The organism is Aquiflexum sp. TKW24L (assembly GCF_023502205.1).
GTDB lineage: Bacteria > Bacteroidota > Bacteroidia > Cytophagales > Cyclobacteriaceae > Cognataquiflexum.
This window is the reverse complement of the sequence record NZ_JAMFLG010000019.1, coordinates 42,745-63,343: the sequence shown is the minus strand read 5'-3', so window position 1 is coordinate 63,343 and position 20,599 is coordinate 42,745. Positions and strand designations below refer to the sequence as shown.

The 20,599-nt window shown below is 44.1% G+C and carries 17 protein-coding genes; 7 read left to right on the top strand and 10 right to left on the bottom strand.

From position 1 onward, the window contains the following. Window positions 1–43 precede the first annotated feature (43 nt). Together M3O96_RS13420 and M3O96_RS13415 are read right to left on the bottom strand one after the other, a co-directional pair. Window positions 44–1,732 (bottom strand): DUF885 family protein, encoded by a 1,689-nt coding sequence (locus M3O96_RS13420; protein WP_249721202.1) that lies wholly within the window; start codon window positions 1,730–1,732, stop codon window positions 44–46. Next, window positions 1,729–2,610, bottom strand: a complete 882-nt coding sequence (locus M3O96_RS13415) for an AraC family transcriptional regulator (protein WP_249721200.1) — start codon at window positions 2,608–2,610, stop codon at window positions 1,729–1,731. Before M3O96_RS13415 ends, M3O96_RS13420 begins: the two co-directional genes overlap by 4 nt. Before the next feature lie 281 nt (window positions 2,611–2,891). Here M3O96_RS13415 and M3O96_RS13410 point away from each other — a divergent pair, with 281 nt between their 5' ends. The 4 genes from M3O96_RS13410 (at window position 2,892) to M3O96_RS13395 (ending at window position 8,035) form a co-directional block, all read left to right on the top strand. Next, the gene (locus M3O96_RS13410) at window positions 2,892–3,785 is read left to right on the top strand and encodes a dihydrodipicolinate synthase family protein (RefSeq protein ID WP_249721199.1); all 894 of its coding nucleotides are present in this window, start codon (window positions 2,892–2,894) and stop codon (window positions 3,783–3,785) included. A gap of 197 nt (window positions 3,786–3,982) precedes the next feature. Further along, window positions 3,983–5,428, top strand: a complete 1,446-nt coding sequence (locus tag M3O96_RS13405) for an aldehyde dehydrogenase (NADP(+)) (protein WP_249721198.1) — start codon at window positions 3,983–3,985, stop codon at window positions 5,426–5,428. Between the two features lie 139 nt (window positions 5,429–5,567). Beyond that, window positions 5,568–6,566: a 4-hydroxyproline epimerase gene (locus M3O96_RS13400; RefSeq protein WP_249721197.1), complete on the top strand. Its 999-nt coding sequence runs from the start codon at window positions 5,568–5,570 to the stop codon at window positions 6,564–6,566. Between the two features lie 224 nt (window positions 6,567–6,790). Continuing rightward, a complete protein-coding gene (locus tag M3O96_RS13395; protein ID WP_249721196.1) occupies window positions 6,791–8,035 on the top strand; it encodes an NAD(P)/FAD-dependent oxidoreductase in 1,245 nt (414 codons plus the stop codon). A gap of 861 nt (window positions 8,036–8,896) precedes the next feature. On the opposite strand, the gene M3O96_RS13390 is transcribed toward M3O96_RS13395, so the two are convergent. Next, window positions 8,897–9,634 carry a CBS domain-containing protein gene (locus M3O96_RS13390; RefSeq protein ID WP_249721194.1) on the bottom strand — a complete coding sequence of 246 codons (738 nt, stop codon included), beginning with the start codon at window positions 9,632–9,634 and terminating at the stop codon, window positions 8,897–8,899. An 81-nt stretch (window positions 9,635–9,715) separates the two neighbouring features. Here M3O96_RS13390 and M3O96_RS13385 point away from each other — a divergent pair, with 81 nt between their 5' ends. Continuing rightward, window positions 9,716–10,264 carry a DUF8685 domain-containing protein gene (locus M3O96_RS13385; RefSeq protein ID WP_249721192.1) on the top strand — a complete coding sequence of 183 codons (549 nt, stop codon included), beginning with the start codon at window positions 9,716–9,718 and terminating at the stop codon, window positions 10,262–10,264. Between the two features lie 229 nt (window positions 10,265–10,493). On the opposite strand, the gene M3O96_RS13380 is transcribed toward M3O96_RS13385, so the two are convergent. After that, on the bottom strand, window positions 10,494–12,326 hold the full coding sequence (locus M3O96_RS13380; protein ID WP_249721190.1) for a phosphoenolpyruvate carboxykinase (GTP): 1,833 nt from the start codon (window positions 12,324–12,326) through the stop codon (window positions 10,494–10,496). A gap of 420 nt (window positions 12,327–12,746) precedes the next feature. Between M3O96_RS13380 and M3O96_RS13375 the strand changes: the two genes are divergently transcribed. Further along, window positions 12,747–13,811, top strand: coding sequence for a YidH family protein (locus M3O96_RS13375; protein WP_249721187.1), 1,065 nt, complete (start codon window positions 12,747–12,749; stop codon window positions 13,809–13,811). Between the two features lie 321 nt (window positions 13,812–14,132). On the opposite strand, the gene solA is transcribed toward M3O96_RS13375, so the two are convergent. Continuing rightward, entirely contained in the window at window positions 14,133–15,299 is a 1,167-nt protein-coding gene (gene solA, locus M3O96_RS13370; RefSeq protein WP_249721184.1) for an N-methyl-L-tryptophan oxidase, read from the bottom strand. An 18-nt stretch (window positions 15,300–15,317) separates the two neighbouring features. Then, window positions 15,318–16,994 (bottom strand): amidase, encoded by a 1,677-nt coding sequence (locus M3O96_RS13365; protein WP_249721181.1) that lies wholly within the window; start codon window positions 16,992–16,994, stop codon window positions 15,318–15,320. A gap of 74 nt (window positions 16,995–17,068) precedes the next feature. Here M3O96_RS13365 and M3O96_RS13360 point away from each other — a divergent pair, with 74 nt between their 5' ends. Beyond that, a complete protein-coding gene (locus M3O96_RS13360) occupies window positions 17,069–17,506 on the top strand; it encodes a hypothetical protein (protein WP_249721179.1) in 438 nt (145 codons plus the stop codon). Between the two features lie 252 nt (window positions 17,507–17,758). Here M3O96_RS13360 and M3O96_RS13355 read toward each other — a convergent pair whose 3' ends face one another. The 4 genes from M3O96_RS13355 to M3O96_RS13340 form a co-directional block, all read right to left on the bottom strand. Then, window positions 17,759–18,079 (bottom strand): hypothetical protein, encoded by a 321-nt coding sequence (locus M3O96_RS13355; protein ID WP_249721177.1) that lies wholly within the window; start codon window positions 18,077–18,079, stop codon window positions 17,759–17,761. A 19-nt stretch (window positions 18,080–18,098) separates the two neighbouring features. Then, window positions 18,099–19,499: a class II fumarate hydratase gene (gene fumC / locus M3O96_RS13350; protein WP_249721174.1), complete on the bottom strand. Its 1,401-nt coding sequence runs from the start codon at window positions 19,497–19,499 to the stop codon at window positions 18,099–18,101. Between the two features lie 73 nt (window positions 19,500–19,572). Further along, complete coding sequence (locus M3O96_RS13345; RefSeq protein ID WP_249721172.1) at window positions 19,573–20,058, bottom strand: hypothetical protein; 486 nt, start codon at window positions 20,056–20,058, stop codon at window positions 19,573–19,575. Between the two features lie 50 nt (window positions 20,059–20,108). After that, window positions 20,109–20,528: a RidA family protein gene (locus M3O96_RS13340; protein WP_249721169.1), complete on the bottom strand. Its 420-nt coding sequence runs from the start codon at window positions 20,526–20,528 to the stop codon at window positions 20,109–20,111. Between the last annotated feature and the right edge of the window lie 71 nt (window positions 20,529–20,599).

Genomic DNA, 20,599 nt, shown 5'->3' with positions numbered 1-20,599 from the left:
TCTTTTTAAAATAAATTTCTAAACCCTCGAGGTCGGAAAGACCTCAAGGGTTCAAAAACCTCCAATTACTCTTAAAATTCCGTGGGAGATTTTCTTCTTTCATCCGCGCACGCAGCAGTTCGATAGGCATGTAGTTTTGGCTGATAAAGAAATCATGGAATTGCTTTTCGGTCATTTTTCCTGAGGCCAACATCTCATTTTTCAAAGCATAGACCTGCAGTCCACCGATCATATACGCCAATTGGTAAAGTGGACCATAACTTCCCTCAAATGACCTTCTGACTTCCGCCTCAGCATTTGCCCGCTCATGACCTACCTTGTCCACGAGGAAGTCTATGCACTGTTGCGGCGTCCATTTGCCAAGGTGGTAATTGAGTGAGAAAACAATCCTTGCTGCCCGGTGCATTCTCCAAAACAACATGCCCACTTTGTCCTCGGCATTTCTTGGAAAATTCTTATCCCAAAGGTTAAACTCCCAATACAAAGTCCATCCTTCCACCCAAAACGGCGTATTGAACATCCTTCGGTGAGGGAAATGACGCTGATTCATGAATTGCTGCATGTGGTGTCCGGGAATCAGTTCATGCTGCACCGTGGCCCTAGAGAAGTGGGGATTGTTTCCCCGCATGCTCATCATTTTGTCGGCATGGGACATTTCGGAGGTGGGATAGGAAATGATGATTGTTTCCCCACCCAAAAAGAAGGGACTGACTTTTTGCCTTTCAGCTGACATCATGGAAGTTCGCCAGGTTTCTTTGGCCATTTCAGGAATGGTCATCAAGTCTCTTTCCTCCAAGAAGGTGATCGCTTCCTCTGCCATTTCGGTTACCATCTGCGGCCATAATCCGGCCGGGACATAAGTATTTTTGACTTTCTCCAAGGCTGCTTTCCAGTCATTGCCAAATCCCATTTCCTGTGAGGCTTTGAGCATTTCCCGCTCACACCAGGCATATTGCTTTTCCCCTTCTGCCAAAAGTTCTTCCGCAGTATAGGGAATCATGTTGTAAGCCAATTCTTTTTCGATGGCTACTTTGCCTACCACTTTGCCGATGATTCCCGATCCATCATCCTTCACCACGGTATTTTCAAAATGGTTCCTTAGGAATTCAGCATATTCGGTCATGCTTTTCGATAAACTTTCCGACGGCATTTTCATCCACCAAGTGAATTCAGGATCATAGTCGTTATAAAAATTATAAGCCTCCGCCGTACTATTTCGCATCGCTTCTACTACTCCAGCTGCCAGTTCCGCTTTTTGCCAATTGTCGTAAGGCTTGGTTTTTTTGCTTTGCTCCCATTTGGTTTTCATGGCCATTTCGACCTGGGTAAAAGTAGCAGCCAATTCCTGTGCATTGGGTTTGATGGCCATCCTTCTTGCCTGATAGAATTTTTCCAGCGGCGCTGCAAAATCCACCACATTTTTTACGGCTTTATATTCTTCAAAGGCAGCGGAATGAAAGTAGCTTTCCTTTTCGAGGTAATTTTTGAATATCTGATAGTCCAATTTGCCATCTGCCGAATAAGAATCATAGGGCATATTCTCGAGGGCCTTCAACCAATCAAGATACAAGCGGTCGATCCTTTCAAAATATTCATCCGAGAGGAAATTGTTATACTTTCTGTTCAGGGCAGTCCGGTCAGCTTGAAAGCTCATGATGGCAGGATAGAGTTCGGAGGCGGATACCTGCCAAGCCATCAGGAACATGAGGGAAATGAGGAGCAATTTTTTCATAGGTTTTGAAAATGGATTTGTTTGCGGAATGATTTCGGGGTGGTCAGTATATATTTTTTAAAAGCCCTATTAAAGTAAGAAAGATTTTGGAAACCTGTCTGATATGCGATTTGAGAAATGGAATGGTCGGTTTCTTGGAGCAGGTGACAGGATTTGTGGATACGGAGTTCGTTGAGAAATTCGGTATAGGTCTTGCCGGTCCGCTCTTTGAAAAAGCGGCAAAACGCTTCTTTGCTCATGTTGGCGGTTTCTGCTACTTCTTTTAGGCTGATGTTGCGGTGGTTCTCTGCAAGGATAAAAGCCATGACATTGCCCATGCGCTTTCCTTCAAGTTCGGAATAATCCCTAATAGGAAGCAGGCGATTTAGTGCTTGCATCGCATTGGGTTGTTGCAGGGACCGGATCATTTCCAAGGCTGCAAGGACTTTTTCCATCCCTGTTTTTAAAGCAAATGTCTGGATGCTGGTTTTAAGGAATTCCTGATTTTCGCACCTGACCACGTAGCAACCTTTGATGGCATTGACCCATTGTCTGAGTTCAAGGAATTCTTCTACTTCCCAGATTCCTTTACCGAGCGCCTCAAAATCAAAGAAAATCGTGTTGCTGACGGATTTGATGGTATAGGTTTTTTGGAAGTACTCCTCATCAGAACGGAAGACATGCGGCACATTTGAACCAAGCAGGTAGATATCCCCCGGTTCAAATCTCCCTAGATAATCCCCAACCATCAATTGGCCTTTTCCCTCCAGGATGAGGGTAAGTTGCCACTCCGGATGCTGGTGGAGTTTATCATAGAAGTGGCTCCCTTCATCCACCTGGAAGCGGACAAATTCCTTTTGCGACTTGGGGATTTTGAAGGGGATTATTTTTAGACTCATAATTGAGAAGCAAGAAACGAGAAGCGAGAAACGAGAAGTGAGAAACAAGAGAGTAGAAGGCACTGTCTAGTTTTTCATTCACGTAGCCAAACAAAATAATGGTTGAGAAACGATTAGCATTCTGTTGACTGTCATCTATGGACTGATTGATTTTCAATATGATATTAATTTATTTTTACCAAAATATCTAATTCAAAATCAATATGGTATTACAATTGACTAATCAAGTGTAAGCATCAAGCCATTAATCCATTTACCTTTGGGTAAAAAAAGAAAAGAATATGAATTGGCAAGGTGTATTTCCGGCAGTGACGACCAAATTCCATCAGGATGGAAGCTTGGACATGGACATGTTTTTTAAAAACCTCGATGCGCAGCTCGAAGCCGGCGTGCATGGTATCATCCTTGGAGGCACTTTGGGTGAATCCTCTGTACTCAGCCTGGATGAAAAAATCCAGTTGACAAGCGAGACGGTAAAGTATGTCAATGGCAAAGTCCCTGTTATCCTGAACATTGCCGAAGGAGCAACAAGAGATGCTATATTCTGGGCACACAAGGCAAAGGAAATGGGCGCTTCAGGTTTAATGCTTTTGCCTCCGATGCGGTATGGTTCTGACGCGAGAGAGACCGTGGCTTATTTCAAGGCGGTGGCCAACAGTACAGATTTGCCGATCATGATCTATAACAATCCCGTGGATTACAAGACTTTGGTGACCTTGGCCATGTTTGAGGAATTGACCGATTGCCCCAATATCCAAGCCGTCAAAGAATCTACAAGAGACATTTCTAATGTAACGAGGATGAGAAACCTCTTTGGTGACAGGTTCAAAATCCTCTGTGGCGTCGATACTTTGGCAATGGAAGAATTGCTCATGAGTGCCGACGGATGGGTTGCCGGCTTGGTATGTGCTTTTCCAAAGGAGACTGTTGCCGTCTATAACCTCGTGAAGGCCGGAAAGACAGAAGAGGCTTTAAAAATCTACCGTTGGTTCTTACCTTTATTAGAACTCGATATCCATCCGAAGTTGGTGCAGTACATCAAACTCGCTGAGCAGATGGCAGGAATCGGTACAGAATGGGTTCGCGCTCCAAGATTGACTTTGATCGGAGAAGAAAGGGTGAAAATCGAAAACATCATCAAGATTGGATTGGAACACAGACCGAAGTTGTCCTAGGTACGAAGTACGATGTACCAAGTACGAAGTAGGGAAGGAAGTACGATGGACGATGGACGATGTAGGGTGAACTTTATTTGATTTCTTGGCCTTTTGATTGGAAGAATCTGGATGTCACAAAACTCGACAACTTGATAACTCGACAACAATTACAACAAATAGAACAATTACAACCAATTAACCATTAACCAAACTCCATGACCAACGACCAGATTTTTGCCAAAGCACAGGAAGCATTTTTGTTTTATAAAAACCTTCCCGGAAAAGAGAAAGCGGCTTTTCTCCGAAAAATCGCAGATGGATTGGAAGCTGAAAAAGCAACCCTTATCCCTTTGGCATCCAAAGAATCCAACCTTCCCGAAGGAAGAATCACCGGTGAACTTGGAAGGACCACAGGTCAAATCCGCTTGTTTGCCAAGTTGGTGGAGGAAGGAAGTTGGGTTGAAGCAACTATCGACCATGCAGATCCAAACCGCACTCCGGCACCAAAACCGGATCTCAGAAGGTTTTTAACTCCACTCGGTCCGGTCGTCGTATTTGGAGCAAGTAATTTTCCATTGGCATTTTCTACAGCAGGAGGTGACACCGTTTCTGCCTTGGCAGCGGGTTGTCCGGTCATCTACAAAGCACATCCCGCACATCCTGAGACTTCCAAACTTGTTGCCCAGGTCATTCATAGAGCGGTAGTAGATTCAGCTTTGCCGGATGGAATATTTCAGCATGTGGAAGGGGGAGCCAAAGAAGGACAAGCCCTGGCAGTCCATCCGATTGCAAAAGCCATCGCATTTACCGGTTCACATTATGGTGGCATGGCCTTGTTTAAGACAGCAAGCCAAAGAGTGGAACCGATTCCTGTATATGCCGAGATGGGCTCTGTGAATCCGATTTTCACCTTCAAGCAAAAACTGTCTAAAGATATTGCAGGTAGTGCGAAAGCATTTATCTCTTCTTTGACCCTTGGAGTGGGGCAGTTCTGTACCAATCCGGGTTTGATCTTTGTCCCAAAAAGTCTGCAAAAAGAATTTGCGGCAGCAATAAAATCAGAAATCGAGGACATAGCCGCAGCACCGATGCTGCATGAAGGTATTGCGGATGCTTATTACAATGCACTGCAATACCTGCAGGGTAGGGAAGAATTAGAATGGGTGAAAGTTGCCGCCGCCAAAGACTTGATCAAAGGCCATCCTGCCTTGGCAAAAATCAAAGCCAAGGATTGGTTGGGAGATAACAAATTCCAACAGGAAGTTTTCGGGGCATTTGCGCTGATGGTGGTGTATGAAGGGGAAGATGATTTGCTCGCTATTGCCGAAAAACTCCATGGACAGTTGACCATCACCATTTGGGCGGAAGAAGATGAACTCAGCGACAAACTTTTTCTGATCAATCTGTTGGAGGAAAAATGTGGCAGAATGCTGTACAAAGGCGTTCCGACCGGAGTCGAAGTAGGCTATGCCATGCAGCATGGCGGTCCTTATCCGTCCACATCTGACAGCAGAAGTACTTCTGTCGGTATCTACGCGATCAAGAGATTTGCTAGACCGATAGCCTTCCAAGACATGCCTGATATATTATTGCCAGATGCATTGAGAGAAAGCAATCCTTTGGGGATTTGGAGAACAATAGACGGCGAATTCAAGAAATAAGGTGGATATATACTTCGTGAAATATGCCTTCGGCGATATAAAATGGAAATAGGGGATCGCTTCCCTTTTTATTTCAACCTTATATCTATCGTATTTCAACCTTATTTCTATCATATTTCACCCTTACTTCAATTAAAATATGAGGTCCACTTTCCAATGTATTGACGCCCATACCTGTGGCAATCCTGTCCGTCTTGTTTCCGGTGGAGTTCCTTTTTTGGAAGGGAAAAATATGGTCGAGAAGCGACAGTATTTTCTGGACCATTTAGATTGGATCCGCAAAGGGCTGATGTTTGAGCCACGTGGACATGATATGATGTCGGGCTCGATGCTTTTTCCACCCCATGATCCTGCCAATGATGTCGCGGTTTTATTTATCGAAACAAGTGGTTGCCTGCCCATGTGCGGTCACGGCACCATCGGAACTGTTACCATTGCGATCGAAGAAGGATTGATTATACCAAAAATTCCCGGCCAACTGAGAATCGAAGCACCTGCCGGATTGGTAAGGGTGAGCTATGTGAAAGAAGGCAAAAAAGTCAAATCCGTCAAGCTGACCAACATCGCTTCCTACCTTGCCGCCACAGACATTGAGGTAGATTGTGATGACTTGGGTACACTCAAGGTAGATGTGGCTTATGGGGGAAATTTCTATGCCATCGTCGATCCACAGGAAAATTTCTCAGGAATCCAAAATTACCGTGCCGAGCAACTCATCATGTGGAGCCGGGAAATCCGCAAAAAAATCAACGCTTCCCACCAATTTGTCCATCCCGAGCATCCTTCTATCCGGGGACTTTCGCATTTGCTTTGGACAGGCGAACCTATAGATCCCACTTCTACCGCCAGAAATGCGGTTTTCTACGGAGACAAAGCCATCGACCGCTCACCCTGCGGAACAGGCACTTCGGCTAGGATGGCACAGTGGCATGCCAAAGGTTTGTTGAAAAAAGGGGATGAATTTATCCATGAGAGCTTTATCGGATCCAAGTTTACAGGCAGGATAGAAGAGGAGACCACCGTCGGGGGATTCTCGGCCATCGTTCCAAGTATCGAAGGTTGGGCAGTGGTGACAGGCTACAATACCATATTCCTCGACGACGAAGATCCTTACGTGCATGGATTTCAGGTAATTTGAAAGAAGCGAGAGGCGAGAAATGAGATGCGAGAAACGAGAAGCGAGAAACGAGAGGCGAGAAATAAGTATTAAACATTGTACAAAGTACCAAGTATCAGAAACAGAAAAGCCCATCTTTACAATTTTGAAATTTTCCATCCCGATAGCCATTAGGATTTCAATTCTCTCCTAACCTTACCCGAATCCAGTCTCATGTCTCAAGTCTCCCATCTCACATCTAAAAAATGAAACCAACCATCATCATCGGCGGCGGGATCGTCGGATTGTTTACTGGGTATTTCCTTCAAAAATCAGGAACTGAAGTCATCATCATCGACAAAGGTGACATGCAGGTCAACTGCTCCACCGGCAATGCCGGGATGATCGTGCCGAGTCACATCATTCCCTTAGCCGCTCCGGGCATGATCAGCAAGGGGATTTCCTGGATGTTTTCTTCTAAAAGCCCGTTTTATGTACACCCCAGATTTGACCGTAAACTGTTACAATGGTCTTGGCTTTTTTACAAATCTGCCAACAAATCCCATGTCGAGAAGAGTATCCCCTACCTGAAAAACCTCAGCTTGATGAGCAAGGCTTTGTATCAGCAGTTTAATGCTGAGCATTTGGATTCGAACTTGGGTTTGGTAGAAAAGGGTTTGATGATGATCTACCAAACTGCTGAGGTAGAAAAAGAAGAGATTGAATATGCACATTTGGCGCAGAAACATGGTTTGGCGGCAGAAATCCTCAGTAGGGATGATATCCGGAATATCGAGCCCAACCTTGAGGTAAAAGCCCGTGGTGCGGTTTTGTTTCCAGGAGATGCCCACCTTTCTCCTGCTGCTTTGTATGGCTTTTTGAAAAAACATTTGGAAGAAAATGGTGTGCAGTTCAAAAACCAAGTGACAGTCACCGGATTTGAAACAAAATCCGATAAAGTCATCGGCGTATTGACTTCGGAGGAAAAAATCGAAGGGGATAATTTTGTGCTTTGTGGAGGCGCTTGGTCTTCCGAATTGGCTAAGATGTTGGATTTTTCACTTCCCATGATGGGCGGAAAAGGATACAGTTTTATTCAGGAAAACAAGCCTGAGATCAAGCAGGCAAGTATTTTGACAGAAATGAAAGTTGCCGTCAGTCCTTATGGAAATCAGATCCGATTTGGTGGCACGATGGAAATCGCCGGTACGGACGAGTCCATCAACATCAACCGCGTCAAAGGAATCTTCGAATCCATCAACCGGTATTATCCGGATTTCCAATCCAAATTTCCCGAAACCGATCAGATATGGAAGGGCTTGAGACCCTGTTCACCCGATGGTTTGCCTTATATAGGTTTTGCGCCGAATTGGAAGAATGTCCTTGTCGGCAGCGGCCATTCCATGATGGGAATCAGTTTGGCACCTGCAACGGGAAAGATCCTCGCAGAACTCCATGCCCAAAAATCCCCAAGTATGGAATTGGCAGGGTTTAAGGTGGATAGATTTTGACTCTCGACCTCAGAATGGGGCGAATCTGTTGTACAGGTTAGCCAATTTCATACACACACGAACCCAAAATAAAAGGCTTCTCCGACAAGAATATTTGGAGAATGAAGTAGTTTTACGAGATCACAGGGCTACGCCCCTTGCGTTCATATCCCATATCAATTTGCTACGAAGATTTGAGGGCTACGCCCTAGAATCGGGATAACTGCTCTTCAATCTTCATATTTGATTATTATCCCCATTTATTTCTTATCAAATATTTCAGATAGATAATGGGGGCGTAGCCCTCTGATCTTCGTAATAAGAAACAACAACAACGGACCCAAGAGGGGCGTAGCCCTGAAATATTAAAAACCTGTGGCAAATAAGCATGAATAATAGATCTCAGGGCTACGCCCCTTGCGTTCATACCAATCAAATTGCTACGAAGATTTAAGGGCTACGCCCTTGACAACAATAGAGATTCTGCTCTTCAATCTTCACATTTACTAATTATCCCAATGGATTTCAAATCAAGAACATTTCAGATTGACAATTGGGGCGTAGCCCTCTAATCTTCGTAATAAAAAACATCAACAACAGACCCCAGAGGGGCGTAGCCCTCTGATCTTCGTAATAAACAACATCAACAACGGACCCAAGAGGGGCGTAGCCCTGAAATCTTAAAAACCTATGGCAAAGACGAAATAACGATAGATCTCAGGGCTACGCCCCTTTCGTTTTTGATTCACACATTTTTCTACGAAGATTGCAGGGCTACGCCCCTACTGTATTTCCCTTGATAAATTTTTGCTACGAAGATGGCAGGGCAACGCCCCACCTTAAAGTGCGAAAAAAAAGATAAGAAGCAGATAACCTCATAACCTATTTCTCAAAAACCTGATCTTCCTCATCGATAATAATCCTGATAAACCGGATGATATGGTCTATTTCCTCCCATGAAAAACCAAGATTTCCTTGGGAGTGGGCTAAGGCATCGCGCAACTGACCGATTTCATTCATCATCTTGACAAAGCGGTCTCTGCTATACTCCGGATCAAATTTTTTGAATCGTTGGTTTTTGGAAAAGATAGAACCCAAGTCGCCGAACTGTAAACATTGCACCAAATCAATTTCTTCTTTCCGTCCTTTTTTCCACTCATAAAGTGATCGGGCACTGTTGAGCCGGTTTTCGGAAATGCTTTGTTCCCAATGCGGCAGCTGTTTGCGGATCAGTTCCTTCAGGTGTGTTTCTAAAAGGCTGATCAAGCCAAAAAAACCTAATCTTAGGGGAATCTTGTCCAGGTCGGTTCGGGTGACGATGTGGGCGACCCTTCCATCTTCTTCTATAAAATACCGCCTTTTGCCTATCAGCATTCTGAAGGCAATCAAAAGGGGAGTTTCCGATGGCATGATGTCTTCCTCAGGGATGGGAATAGGAAGTTCGTCACCGATATCGAATTTCATCAAAACCCCATCTACGTCTACCACGGCAGATTGAAAATTCCGTTTTTCCATTTCCTCCCTGTAATTACCTTGGTCAAAAATCATCAGGTTTTCTGCAATGGTCATAACATTGATCTGTTCCTCAAAAAGTAAACGGAGTCTATCGATTGATTTCATAAGATGGGTATATGTGGCTGTGAAATTATAAAAATAGCTTATATATTGACCTGATCATTTGGTAACAAAATTAATATTATTATGTCAGCAATGGAATTGGGAATCGGCAGTCAAGTCAGACATCCAAAGTTTGGGAAGGGTGTAGTCGTGGAGGCAGATGCCTCATTTTACAAGATTTATTTTAACTTTATCGCGGAGGTCAAAACCATCGCAAGGGACTTTCAGCATTTTGAACTGATCGAAAAGAAAGAAGCAGATCCGATTGCGTTCAGCCTTGCGGATATCGAAAGGGCGGTAGAAAACGCCATCAAAAAAATCCCGCCTGCGGAAGCTTTGCCAAAAGTCAGCATGGCACAAAAGTGGCTCAAAGGCAACATGATTCTCAATCCCTATAATCCCGAAATGAGCAACAAGGAAGTACCGATTGCCACATTTTTTCACAAGATCGTCATGGTCAGGGAGCGGCTCCGCGTCCTCGAGCAAAATATCAATAACCACGAGAAACTCGACGATCAGGACAGGATCGCCTTGCAGCAGTACATCACGAGAGCCTATGGTTCACTGACCACTTTCAATGTTCTTTTTGCCGACAAAGACGATTTTTTCAAAGGGTCGGGGAAGGAGGATTGATTTAATTTGAAAGTGTCAAGGTTAAAAAGTTTCAAAGTTAGGGAAAAGGGTAAGAGGTAAGAAGAAGGTACGAAGTTGGAAGTCAGGAAGTCTGAAGTAGCTGTCGGAAGGGGGGCCCTCTTCACTATGTTCCAGGTGACGCCGAGCGAAAACTGTCTTTGAAAGGAAAACAAAAAATCCCTGCAAGATCAAAGTCTCACAGGGATTTATTACTGGAATTGAAAAAAACCTAGTGGTCGCCGCTCTCTGAGGCGAGGGCTACTTTATCAGGAGATCTCCAAAGTGCCGACAGTAGCAATTCCCTCATGAAGAAAAACTCTTTTGGGACTTTATCATAAGCTTTTTCGAACAACTCACTGTGGCCAAGCAATTCGGTTTTCCAAAGCTCAGGTTCAATCATCATGATCTTGTCAAAATCCTCCTTGCTGAAATCATGCATGCCTTCCCAGTCCATGTCTTTGTATCTTGGTCTCCAGCCTATCGGACATTCTACAGCTGAAATCTTTCCTTTGCATCGTCCGATGATCCACTTCAGCACTCGCATATTGTCACCGAATCCCGGCCAACTGAAGTTACCCTCGTCGTCTTTTCTAAACCAATTGACCCCGAAGATCCTTGGAGCGTTTTGCAGGTCTCTGCCAAATTGCAGCCAATGGTTAAAATAATCCCCCATGTGGTAGCCCATAAATGGCAACATAGCAAATGGATCTCTTCTGACTTTTCCTACTTCGCCAAAAGCTGCTGCGGTAGTCTCTGACCCCATAGTAGCGGCCATGTACACACCAAAATTCCAGTTGAAAGCCTGATATACCAAAGGAATTGTGGTACTTCTTCTTCCTCCAAACACAAAGGCAGTGATGGGAACGCCCTCGGCATTGTTCCACTCAGGATCTATCGCAGGGTTTTGGTTTGCCGGAGCTGTAAACCTTGAATTGGGATGGGCAGCAGGTTTTCCACTTGCTTTGTCAAAAGGTTTTCCATGCCAATCGGTTAGTCCTTCAGGCACTTCTTTGGTCATTCCTTCCCACCATACATCTCCGTCTGCAGTTACAGCTACATTGGTAAAGATTGTATTTGCCCGTATGCTTTCCATGGCATTGGGATTGGTCTTGTAGTTGGTGCCGGGGGCTACGCCAAAATATCCCGCCTCGGGATTGATGGCGTGAAGCCTGCCGTTGTCTCCTTTGTGAACCCATGCAATGTCATCTCCGATGGTAGTGATGCGCCAACCTTCCAATTCCTTTGGGGGAATCATCATGGCAAAGTTTGTCTTGCCACAAGCGCTTGGAAATGCCGCGGCGATATAACTTTTTTCCTTTTGTGGGCTTTCCACTCCGAGAATCAGCATGTGCTCGGCAAGCCATCCTTCTTCCCTACCCATGGTGGATGCGATCCGCAGAGCAAAGCATTTTTTACCCAAAAGAGCATTTCCGCCATAGCCGCTTCCGTAGGAGATGATCAATCTTTCTTCAGGGAAATGAGAAATATATTTGACAGCAGGATTACAGGGCCATTTGACATCTTTCTTTCCTGCTTCCAATGGGGCCCCAAGGGTATGGATACATTTTACAAAGTTTTCATCGATGTATTTCAAGATCGGAGCTCCCATCCGTGTCATGATCTTCATATTGACCACTACGTATTCACTGTCAGTTATCTGAATCCCATATCTCGAAAGGTGCGAACCCACAGGACCCATGCAAAAAGGAATCACATACATCGTCCTGCCTTTCATACTGCTGGCAGTGAGACCGTTTAAAATTTCCTTCATTTCTGTCGGATTCATCCAGTTATTGGTCGGTCCGGCATCTTCTTTTCTTCTGCTGCAGATAAAAGTTTTGTCTTCTACCCTAGCCACATCGCTTGGATCAGAAAAACAGGCAAAACTATTGGGTCTCTTCTCAGGATTGAGCTTGATGAAGGTTCCTTTGTCTACCATTTTTTGGCAAAGTGTATCATACTCGTGTTCAGAACCATCGCACCAATGGACGTTTTCAGGCTCAAAGTGGCTTGTCATCGAATCCACCCAGTCCTTTAATTCAGTTTTGATTTGTGTCAGCATAGTTTCTTGATTTTAGCAGATTGTTTTTTTAAGTTAAAATTTGGGGTTAAAAGTTAATTGCAAGTTTTTTTTGCTGTAAAAACCCATGAATTCAATCCAAAAAGCATATTCTTTCTTTGTTCAGAATTTTATATTTTTTGATTAAATTTTACCTGATTTTCACAACCCTAAATTATTCATTTCTGGGCGAAAAATAGCCTAAAGTCCGGTGATTAAAATTCTACCAAAATATGATAGTTATCATTTTCAGGTAATTATGAAAAGTATTCCCGAATTGATTCCATCGGGATTGTTTCGTATTCTTGGAGTTATTGGGGATAGTTGGCTGATTACTGGAGACAGGCCACAGACCTTCATGTGAAATTTGAGACATTGCCCATTCCATTAAAGTCGAATTTAAAACTCATAATCAGTAAAATCATGGGTAAACTTTCATTTGTACTCGCACTGGCATTCTATATTGGACTGCTGTTTCTGAATTATCCCAAGCCCAATTTGGGAGGAGACAGTGCCATGGGTTATGCGCTGGGGTTAGCTTTTCTGGGATTTGGCTTCGCCTTGAGCAGTATTGGTCTGTTTGTTGGATTGGCAAGCGTTGGGGTTTTTGGAAATTTCGTTCAGGATCCTTTTTGGAGAAATCTTTTGGCAGTAATACTCTGCATCGCATTTGGTATTACTGTGTTTTTTTCAGCCGCACTAAAATGGGACAATATCACTGAGGCAGTGAGTTTTTCCCCTTGGCTAGCCAACATGAATTCCCTGATTTGGTTTCCTTTGTTGATTTTCATTCCCTCGTTTCTGGTGCTTTTTTTGGGGAAAGAGCCAAGTTTTGCACCCGTCAGAATCTTTTTCTCCATAGGATTTTTGTTCAGTCTTGTCTTTACGATCGGCATGTTGGTTGATTGGCTTGTCTATCAAAGTAAGCAGCAAAAAGAAATGATTTCCCAAATCCAGACACGGGACAAAGAGCAATATGATACTTTCATGCGGGAAATAGCAGACTTGGATTCTACCCAAAGTATCCTTGGGATTTTGCCGCTCACCGGAAGGTATCACGAGGCGGAGATAAGGGAGGCGGCAGTGGCAAAAATCAAATCAAGACCTGATTGGGAAAGTGAATTGATCGGGATTCTGGTGTCTGAATTCAATTACCAATATGCTTATGATTTTTTGGATGGCAACTCGGTGGACCATCCGGCATTATTTACCGAGCCGGTCCGACTCAGCATCCTGCAGATGGCAGCGGATATCAGGATGGCCATCCCCAATGCGGACAACCTGCAGGATTGGACATTTGATCATTTTGGGATCGAAAGGTTACTCCGTGTGGTTGATGGGCAGCTTGCCGGACAGGGAATGGATTTCTATCCTGCCATCCTCGAAGTCAGAAAAGCCTTGGACACCTCACCTCCGGAGCAATACAAAGGAGTTAAGTATTCTGTGACACCTGTTTTGGATAAATGGTTGAAAGATAATTTGCAGTAAGCAGTTAATGCAGTTTTGAAATAGTGGCTTTGTATTAGAGTGTTCAGTATTCAGTATTCAGTTTGCAGTTTGCAGAATCTGAAATCCATTGCGCTATTATGTGAAAAGCCTTAAAGGCCAATAAAAGTTATGTAAACAAAACAATATCAACCAATTTGGATTTAGCAAATGATCCAAGTAATGTGGTTATTTATAAAATTCTTGGATAAAGCTTGAATTTCCGGCTACATCGGTCTTCGGTCTTCCGTCCCGATAGCGGGATCCGTCCCGACTGAAGAAGAATATTGGGTCACTGGCAAAGAAGCGGATATCCTATAATTTTTAATATTCCCTCCACCCAAAAACCCCCAAATCAAACCCCGCCTTCTTTCCAAGGATTTTAGCTGCAATGCCTTCTCCGAGTCCGGCGGAATGCTTGAACCCATGACCGCTGCAAGCCGATGCCACCAAGACCTCCGGAAAATCAGGTAATTCATCCACCACAAAATACGAATCTGAAGTGACAGTGTAGATACAGACTTTGGATTGGACTACCTTTTTTTCTATGTGGTAAAATCGGTTGGCGATTTTATTTTGGATAAAATCACTTTGTTCTGCCTCTGAAACATCCCTCAAAATCGTGTCGGGATGGTTCCTTTCCAAAAATGATTCCGAGGCGACTTTGATCGTAGCGCCATCCAAAGAAGGGAAACCGTAGATAAAATCCTCCGGACCGGCTCCAAATCCCCACATGAATACCGGAGTTTTTCCCAATTCAAAAGCTTCTCCATTTTTGGGAATCCAATGCAGGATCTGTCTGCAAATTTTGAATTGGGTCTTGACGAAAGAGGGGAGGAAATCCTTCACCCACGGACCTGCGCTGATGACTGCACGGGCAGCTTCGAATGTCCCTTGGTTGGTTTGGATCTGCACCCCGCCACCCGGTAAGGGAGATATACCCAAAACTTTTGTATGGGTTTTGATGACTGCGCCGTTTTGTTCTGCCAGTTGGAGTTGGGTAGATATCGCCAACTCTGGTCTGAGAAATCCTGCGCTTGGCTCGAAATAGACTTTGCCGCTCTCTTCCAAGTTGAATTCCGAAAAGCGATTTTGGAGTTCTACGGCATCAAAAACCTCATAGGGAATGTTTTCTTCTTGGGCGAATGTCACTGTCCTTTCGAAAAAACCTTCCGAGCCATGCTTCGCCCAACTTTGGATTCCGGAATCAAAAAGCAAACCTCCTGTGGTCGTCATGATGGAAGTCCCGGTTTGGGATTCAAGATCTTTCCAAATTTCATGGGACCTTTTTACAATTGGCACAAAATCCATTCCTTCGCCCACTGCAAGTCTGGTAATCCTCGTTTCCCCATGTGAAGAACCCATGGTATGTGGAGGTGAAAACTGGTCAATACCAAGAATCCTTTTACCTGATTTGCTCAATTGCCAAAGGGTCGAGGAGCCCAAAGCTCCCAAGCCGATCACCGCCACATCGTAGGTATTTCTTTCCATTGGGGTTTGGATGGATTTCTATTTGTCAAAAAATGGAGGTCTCTTTTGCTGCCAGTCGGTTTTTTCCTGATAGGCTTTTCCCAGCATGATCAATTTTTCTTCGTCAAAAAGATTGGCGAGAAAAGTAATGGAAGTCGGGCTGCCGTTTTCAGCAAAACCGTTTGGCATACAAAGGGCAGGATGTCCGGTCAGGTTGGTGATCTGAAGTTGATTTCCTGCAAAAGAGGGTGTCACGATCACATCATATTCCTGAAACAAGGCGTGCATCTCTTCGATCAAAATGCTTCGGTACCTGTTGGCCTGAATGTATTCGACTGCAGGGATAAACCTTGCTGCCCGAAAAAGATTTGGCCAAGCATTCCGGTTTTGAGCGACAAGTTGGTCATCGAGATTCAGCCTAGTAAGGTCATCAAAAGCTGCGGCACCTTCCACATATAGCGATATCAGCATGCTGCTCGGATCGACAGAAGTATTGAGTTCGACAGGATGAAGTTCCAATCCCATCGCCCTGAGGTCTTCCAATACTTTTTGGTCTTTGTCAATGTTGGCCCTTGTTCCTTCGAAGAAAGAAGCAAAATACCCGATCTTAAGTTCTTTGATGGACTTTTTGGTATTGTATTGAAAGGCAGCCGCGATGGTACTTTTGTCTTTGGAGTCAAATCCGTTGATGACCGAAAGCACGATACCGTTGTCCAATGCAGACCTAGAGATAGGACCGATTTTGTCCATGCTCCAACTCAGCGCCATGGCTCCGTGACGGCTTACCCTTCCAAAGGTAGGTCTCAATCCCGTCACGCCATTCCTTGTAGAAGGGGAGACGATGCTACCGAGTGTTTCGGTTCCGATCGCAAAAGGCACTAATCCCGCACTTACCGCGGAGGCAGAACCCGCTGATGAACCGCTCGAACCTTTCTTCATGTTCCAGGGATTTTTGGTTACGCCTCCATACCACACATCTCCCATAGCCAAGGCGCCCAAGGTAAATTTACCCACCAAGACAGCGCCTGCTTCATTGAGTTTTTCTACCACCGTGGCAGTTTGATCGATCGTCTGATCCTTGTAGGGCATGGCGCCCCAAGTGGTTTTGGTACCTTTTACTGCCAACAAATCCTTGATGCCATAAGGAATACCATGCAGCGGGCCACGGTAGATTCCTTTTGCAAGCTCGGCATCCATGGCTTTGGCTTTTTGCATGCCTTCAGTTTCCATCAGGGTGATGAGGCACTGAAGCGTATCAGAATAAGTTTTGATCCTATCGAGGTAGATTTTGGTCAATCTTTCCGAGGTCAGTTTTTTGCTTTTGATCAAAGAGGAAAGTTCGGCCACAGACATGTAAGCGATATCGGCTTCCTTATTGGGCAAACTGACATTGGCAGGTATGCCCCAATCACTAATTTCCTGAATTTGGTTTGGTACAAAACCATGGGGAAGGGGATTGAAGCCAATGGCCGGAGCCACGTTATTGGTGATCGGCTGCTTGCGCATGGTCTCGTAACTCGACCTGTAATTGGTGAGGTTGCGGTTCATGCTGTCCCTTTCAGCCGAAGAAAATTCAAGTCCGATCAGAACTTCGGCGTTGGCAATGTTTTCGGGAGTGATGTCCGCCATCATTTTGCCACCGACAAATCCGGCAGACAGGAGAAGTATTCCCCCTACAATTAAACCTATCTGGTTCTTATTTATACTTCTCTTCATGTAGATTTACGTTTTGGAAAAAACCTATCCGAGTGGATAAATGTTATTTTCGAGGAATATAGCCAATTTAGATTATGGACAAAAACAGCATTACACCAAGTTTCCCAATGCCGCTGCGGGGACTGCTATTGCTTACAGGAATGTACACCTTTGCCTGGTCGGCTTTCTTCCGATACTTCGGGGAAGACTTTTTGAAATGGCTGTCCATGAATCCGGACTACCTTGCCGAATCGAATACCAATGTCTTTGGGATCTTTGGGATGATTCTTGGATTTCTGATTTTTATGAGTGCATTTTACCCGATCAGTTGGCAATATTTAATTTTAGGGGGGATCATCGGGCACTTGGCTCTTTTGCTTTGGGTTCTTGTAGCCTTTATCCCTGATTTGGGATGGAATAAAAGGACTGTGTTTCAAATCGGTTTCAATCAAATTATATGGATAGTTCTGCTCACAATTATATTTTTGCGATCCATCAAGGTGAAGAAATATTTGAAAACCATAGATAGTTGACCCAATGTCTTTATTATTTTTTGGTTCATTCAAAAGTTATCAAATGAAAATCCGTAGTACACAAACGGAAACCCAAAATAATGGGAACTACTGAAAAGGAGTTACTTATGAATGCAAAAATGCAATGTGAGTAAAAAAAATCAGGAGCCAAGCAATTTCTCCATTAGAAATTTACCTGACTCCTGATCCCCCAAATTCCCTTCAAAAAAGCTTTGATTACCTCTCAGCTTTGAATCTGAAGTGCTGACTGTTTTAAATAAGAATAATCAAAAGGATGATAATGATAATCAAAGCCCCTGTGGAAATGTAAAGTCCGCTTCCATTGAGGGCTTTGGCTTCTTCTTCGAGGCTTTTCAGTTCCGCTTTGATTTCAGCTTTTTCGGCTTTCTCAAGATTGGATAATTTCATATCCCGGATTTCAAGAACCCGCGCTTCTATTTCCTCAAGTTTTACCTGCTCTTCAGCAGTCAATACTTTGGGTTCTTTTTTGTCTTTGCTTTCAGCAAAAGTAGGGGTGGTGGAAAACAGGAGCAGCGCAGCGGCTGAAGTCATCAAAATATTCGTTTTTTTCATATAGGGGTAAATTGATTTTTTATTTTAAACTGCCGATCATGTCCTCCGGCTTCACCCATTCGTCAAATTGCTCATTGGTCAACAAACCCAAATCCAAAGCCGCTTCTCTCAGGCTAGTGCCTTCTTTATGGGCTTTCTTGGCGATGGCAGCAGCGTTTTCATAACCGATATAAGGATTTAACGCCGTCACCAACATCAGGGAATTCTCTAAATGTCTCTTGATAAATGCTGTGTTTGGCTCAATGCCGATGGCGCAGTTGTCATTGAAGGACACACAGGCATCTCCGATCAACCTGGCGGATTGGAGGAAGTTGGCAATCATCATCGGTTTGAAGACATTCAGTTCAAAATGTCCGTTGGATCCGCCGATGGATATTGCCACGTCATTTCCCATCACCTGTGCCGCGACCATGGTGATTGCTTCCACTTGGGTTGGATTGACTTTGCCCGGCATGATGGATGAACCGGGTTCATTCTCAGGGATCAGGATTTCACCGATTCCTGATCTTGGACCAGATGAAAGCATCCTGATGTCGTTGGCAATTTTCATCAGACTCACAGCCAATTGCTTCAAGGCTCCATGTGTTTCCACGATGCCGTCATGGGCCGCAAGTGCTTCAAATTTATTGGGTGCAGTGACCATCGGCTGACCGGAGAATTGGGCGATTTTTTCAGCTACCAATTCAGAATAACCTGCGGGAGTATTCAATCCGGTTCCTACTGCAGTTCCGCCAAGGGCGAGTTCTGACAAGTGAGGCAAGGTATTTCTCAGAGCTTTCAGTCCGTGTTCAAGTTGGGCGACATAGCCCGAAAACTCCTGACCCAAAGTAAGCGGCGTGGCATCCATAAAGTGTGTCCTGCCGATTTTGACTACACCCATAAATTCCTCGGATTTTGCTTTCAGCGTATTTTTGAGTAGTTCAACTCCGGGAATGGTTGTTTCCATTACCATTTTGTAAGCCGCGATATGCATCGCTGTAGGAAATGTATCGTTGGATGACTGTGATTTGTTCACATCGTCGTTGGGGTGAATTTTCTTTTTGGCATCTTCCAATGAACCTCCCAGAAGCACATGTGCCCTGTAGGCGATTACTTCGTTGGCGTTCATGTTGGACTGTGTGCCTGAACCTGTTTGCCAGATCACCAGTGGAAACTGATCGTCATGTTGTCCTGTCAATATCTCATCGCAGACTTTGGCAATGATGTCAGCTTTGTCCTGTGTCAATACGCCGAGCTCGGCATTGGTAATGGCAGCGGATTTTTTGAGGATCGCAAAGGCCCTGATGATTTCGATCGGCATGCGGTTTCTTTCTCCGCCGATTTTGAAATTGTTGATGGATCTTTGGGTTTGTGCTCCCCAATATTTGTCAGCAGGAACCTCCACAGGCCCCATCGTATCTTTTTCTATCCTGATGCTCATATTATTTTACGTGGTTATTTTTCAGTCTGCTAAAATACTACCTGTGTGGAAGAATACATAAAGAATGGGGGAATTAATCCTTCAAATTAAGGTTAAGAATTTCATGAAAAATACCCTTCGAAATGCTGATTTTTCTTTTGAAATAATTCCAGACAAATAAATAATTGCCCACACAGGCAAGGAAACAGAATGCCGCGTAAGCTGGCTTATGAGAAATAAATCCAAAGAATACTGTCAAAGCTAATGTCACTACGGTCCAAAACCCCAAGAAAAACGTGGAACTAGGGAACAGCTTGTATTGCAGAAAAAGGATGCAGCCTTTTGGAGTACCTTCTATTTTTCCCAAAATCAAAGGTAAAAAACTGTCAGGATTATCTATGGCCAAGGAAAGTCTGAATGCATCCTTGCCCACTTGCCCATTGAACTTAAAACCTTTTTGAAGTCTTTGTTCATAATCCAAAAAGTTGATGTCATGGGTTACTTTTTTCAATCTTACTTCCACTTCCTTTTTGGACAAGGCGGAGACTAGGACTTCGCTATGATTGGGAAATGGATTCATTGCAACCTAACTCAAGTCAATACAAATAGTTAGATGTAACGCTGAGGATTTTATGGATTTAATAATTGAACCGTTGAAAGGGTAGGTTCACTTCTAGCTGCTATGCAGGAAATCTCCACATTTACATTTTTGGGAAGCTTACTGACTTCTACTGTTTCCCTTGCAGGAGGATTTGATTTGAAATATTGGCCGTAAGCTTCATTGATGGTGCCAAACTCACCCATATCTCTGATGAAAATCGTGCATTTGACCACGTCAGCAAAAGTGAAACCTCCTGCTCTCAAAACCGCATCCATGTTTTTCATTACAGCATGAGTCTCTTCGGTAATGTTTTCGTTGATCAATTCGCCGGTCACTGGATCCAAGGCAATCTGACCTGACAGATAGAGTGTATTTCCTATTTTAATGGCTTGGCTATATGGCCCTATTGGCGCAGGGGCATCACTTGAAAAGATTATTTCTTTGGACATGGGTTATCTATTTTTGTGCAAAATACAGATTCAGATACTACCACCGAAATCAAATCGGTTTTTTTCAAAAA

Coding starts and splice junctions, on each gene's coding strand:
- M3O96_RS13340 (WP_249721169.1), bottom strand. CDS start 20,528: ATGTCCAAAGAAATAATCTTTTCAAGTGATGCCCCTGCGCCAATAGGG.
- M3O96_RS13400 (WP_249721197.1), top strand. CDS start 5,568: ATGAGGTCCACTTTCCAATGTATTGACGCCCATACCTGTGGCAATCCT.
- M3O96_RS13345 (WP_249721172.1), bottom strand. CDS start 20,058: ATGAATCCATTTCCCAATCATAGCGAAGTCCTAGTCTCCGCCTTGTCC.
- M3O96_RS13365 (WP_249721181.1), bottom strand. CDS start 16,994: ATGAAGAGAAGTATAAATAAGAACCAGATAGGTTTAATTGTAGGGGGA.
- M3O96_RS13390 (WP_249721194.1), bottom strand. CDS start 9,634: ATGAAATCAATCGATAGACTCCGTTTACTTTTTGAGGAACAGATCAAT.
- solA (WP_249721184.1), bottom strand. CDS start 15,299: ATGGAAAGAAATACCTACGATGTGGCGGTGATCGGCTTGGGAGCTTTG.
- M3O96_RS13410 (WP_249721199.1), top strand. CDS start 2,892: ATGAATTGGCAAGGTGTATTTCCGGCAGTGACGACCAAATTCCATCAG.
- M3O96_RS13415 (WP_249721200.1), bottom strand. CDS start 2,610: ATGAGTCTAAAAATAATCCCCTTCAAAATCCCCAAGTCGCAAAAGGAA.
- M3O96_RS13380 (WP_249721190.1), bottom strand. CDS start 12,326: ATGCTGACACAAATCAAAACTGAATTAAAGGACTGGGTGGATTCGATG.
- M3O96_RS13375 (WP_249721187.1), top strand. CDS start 12,747: ATGGGTAAACTTTCATTTGTACTCGCACTGGCATTCTATATTGGACTG.
- M3O96_RS13395 (WP_249721196.1), top strand. CDS start 6,791: ATGAAACCAACCATCATCATCGGCGGCGGGATCGTCGGATTGTTTACT.
- fumC (WP_249721174.1), bottom strand. CDS start 19,499: ATGAGCATCAGGATAGAAAAAGATACGATGGGGCCTGTGGAGGTTCCT.
- M3O96_RS13420 (WP_249721202.1), bottom strand. CDS start 1,732: ATGAAAAAATTGCTCCTCATTTCCCTCATGTTCCTGATGGCTTGGCAG.
- M3O96_RS13360 (WP_249721179.1), top strand. CDS start 17,069: ATGGACAAAAACAGCATTACACCAAGTTTCCCAATGCCGCTGCGGGGA.
- M3O96_RS13405 (WP_249721198.1), top strand. CDS start 3,983: ATGACCAACGACCAGATTTTTGCCAAAGCACAGGAAGCATTTTTGTTT.
- M3O96_RS13355 (WP_249721177.1), bottom strand. CDS start 18,079: ATGAAAAAAACGAATATTTTGATGACTTCAGCCGCTGCGCTGCTCCTG.
- M3O96_RS13385 (WP_249721192.1), top strand. CDS start 9,716: ATGTCAGCAATGGAATTGGGAATCGGCAGTCAAGTCAGACATCCAAAG.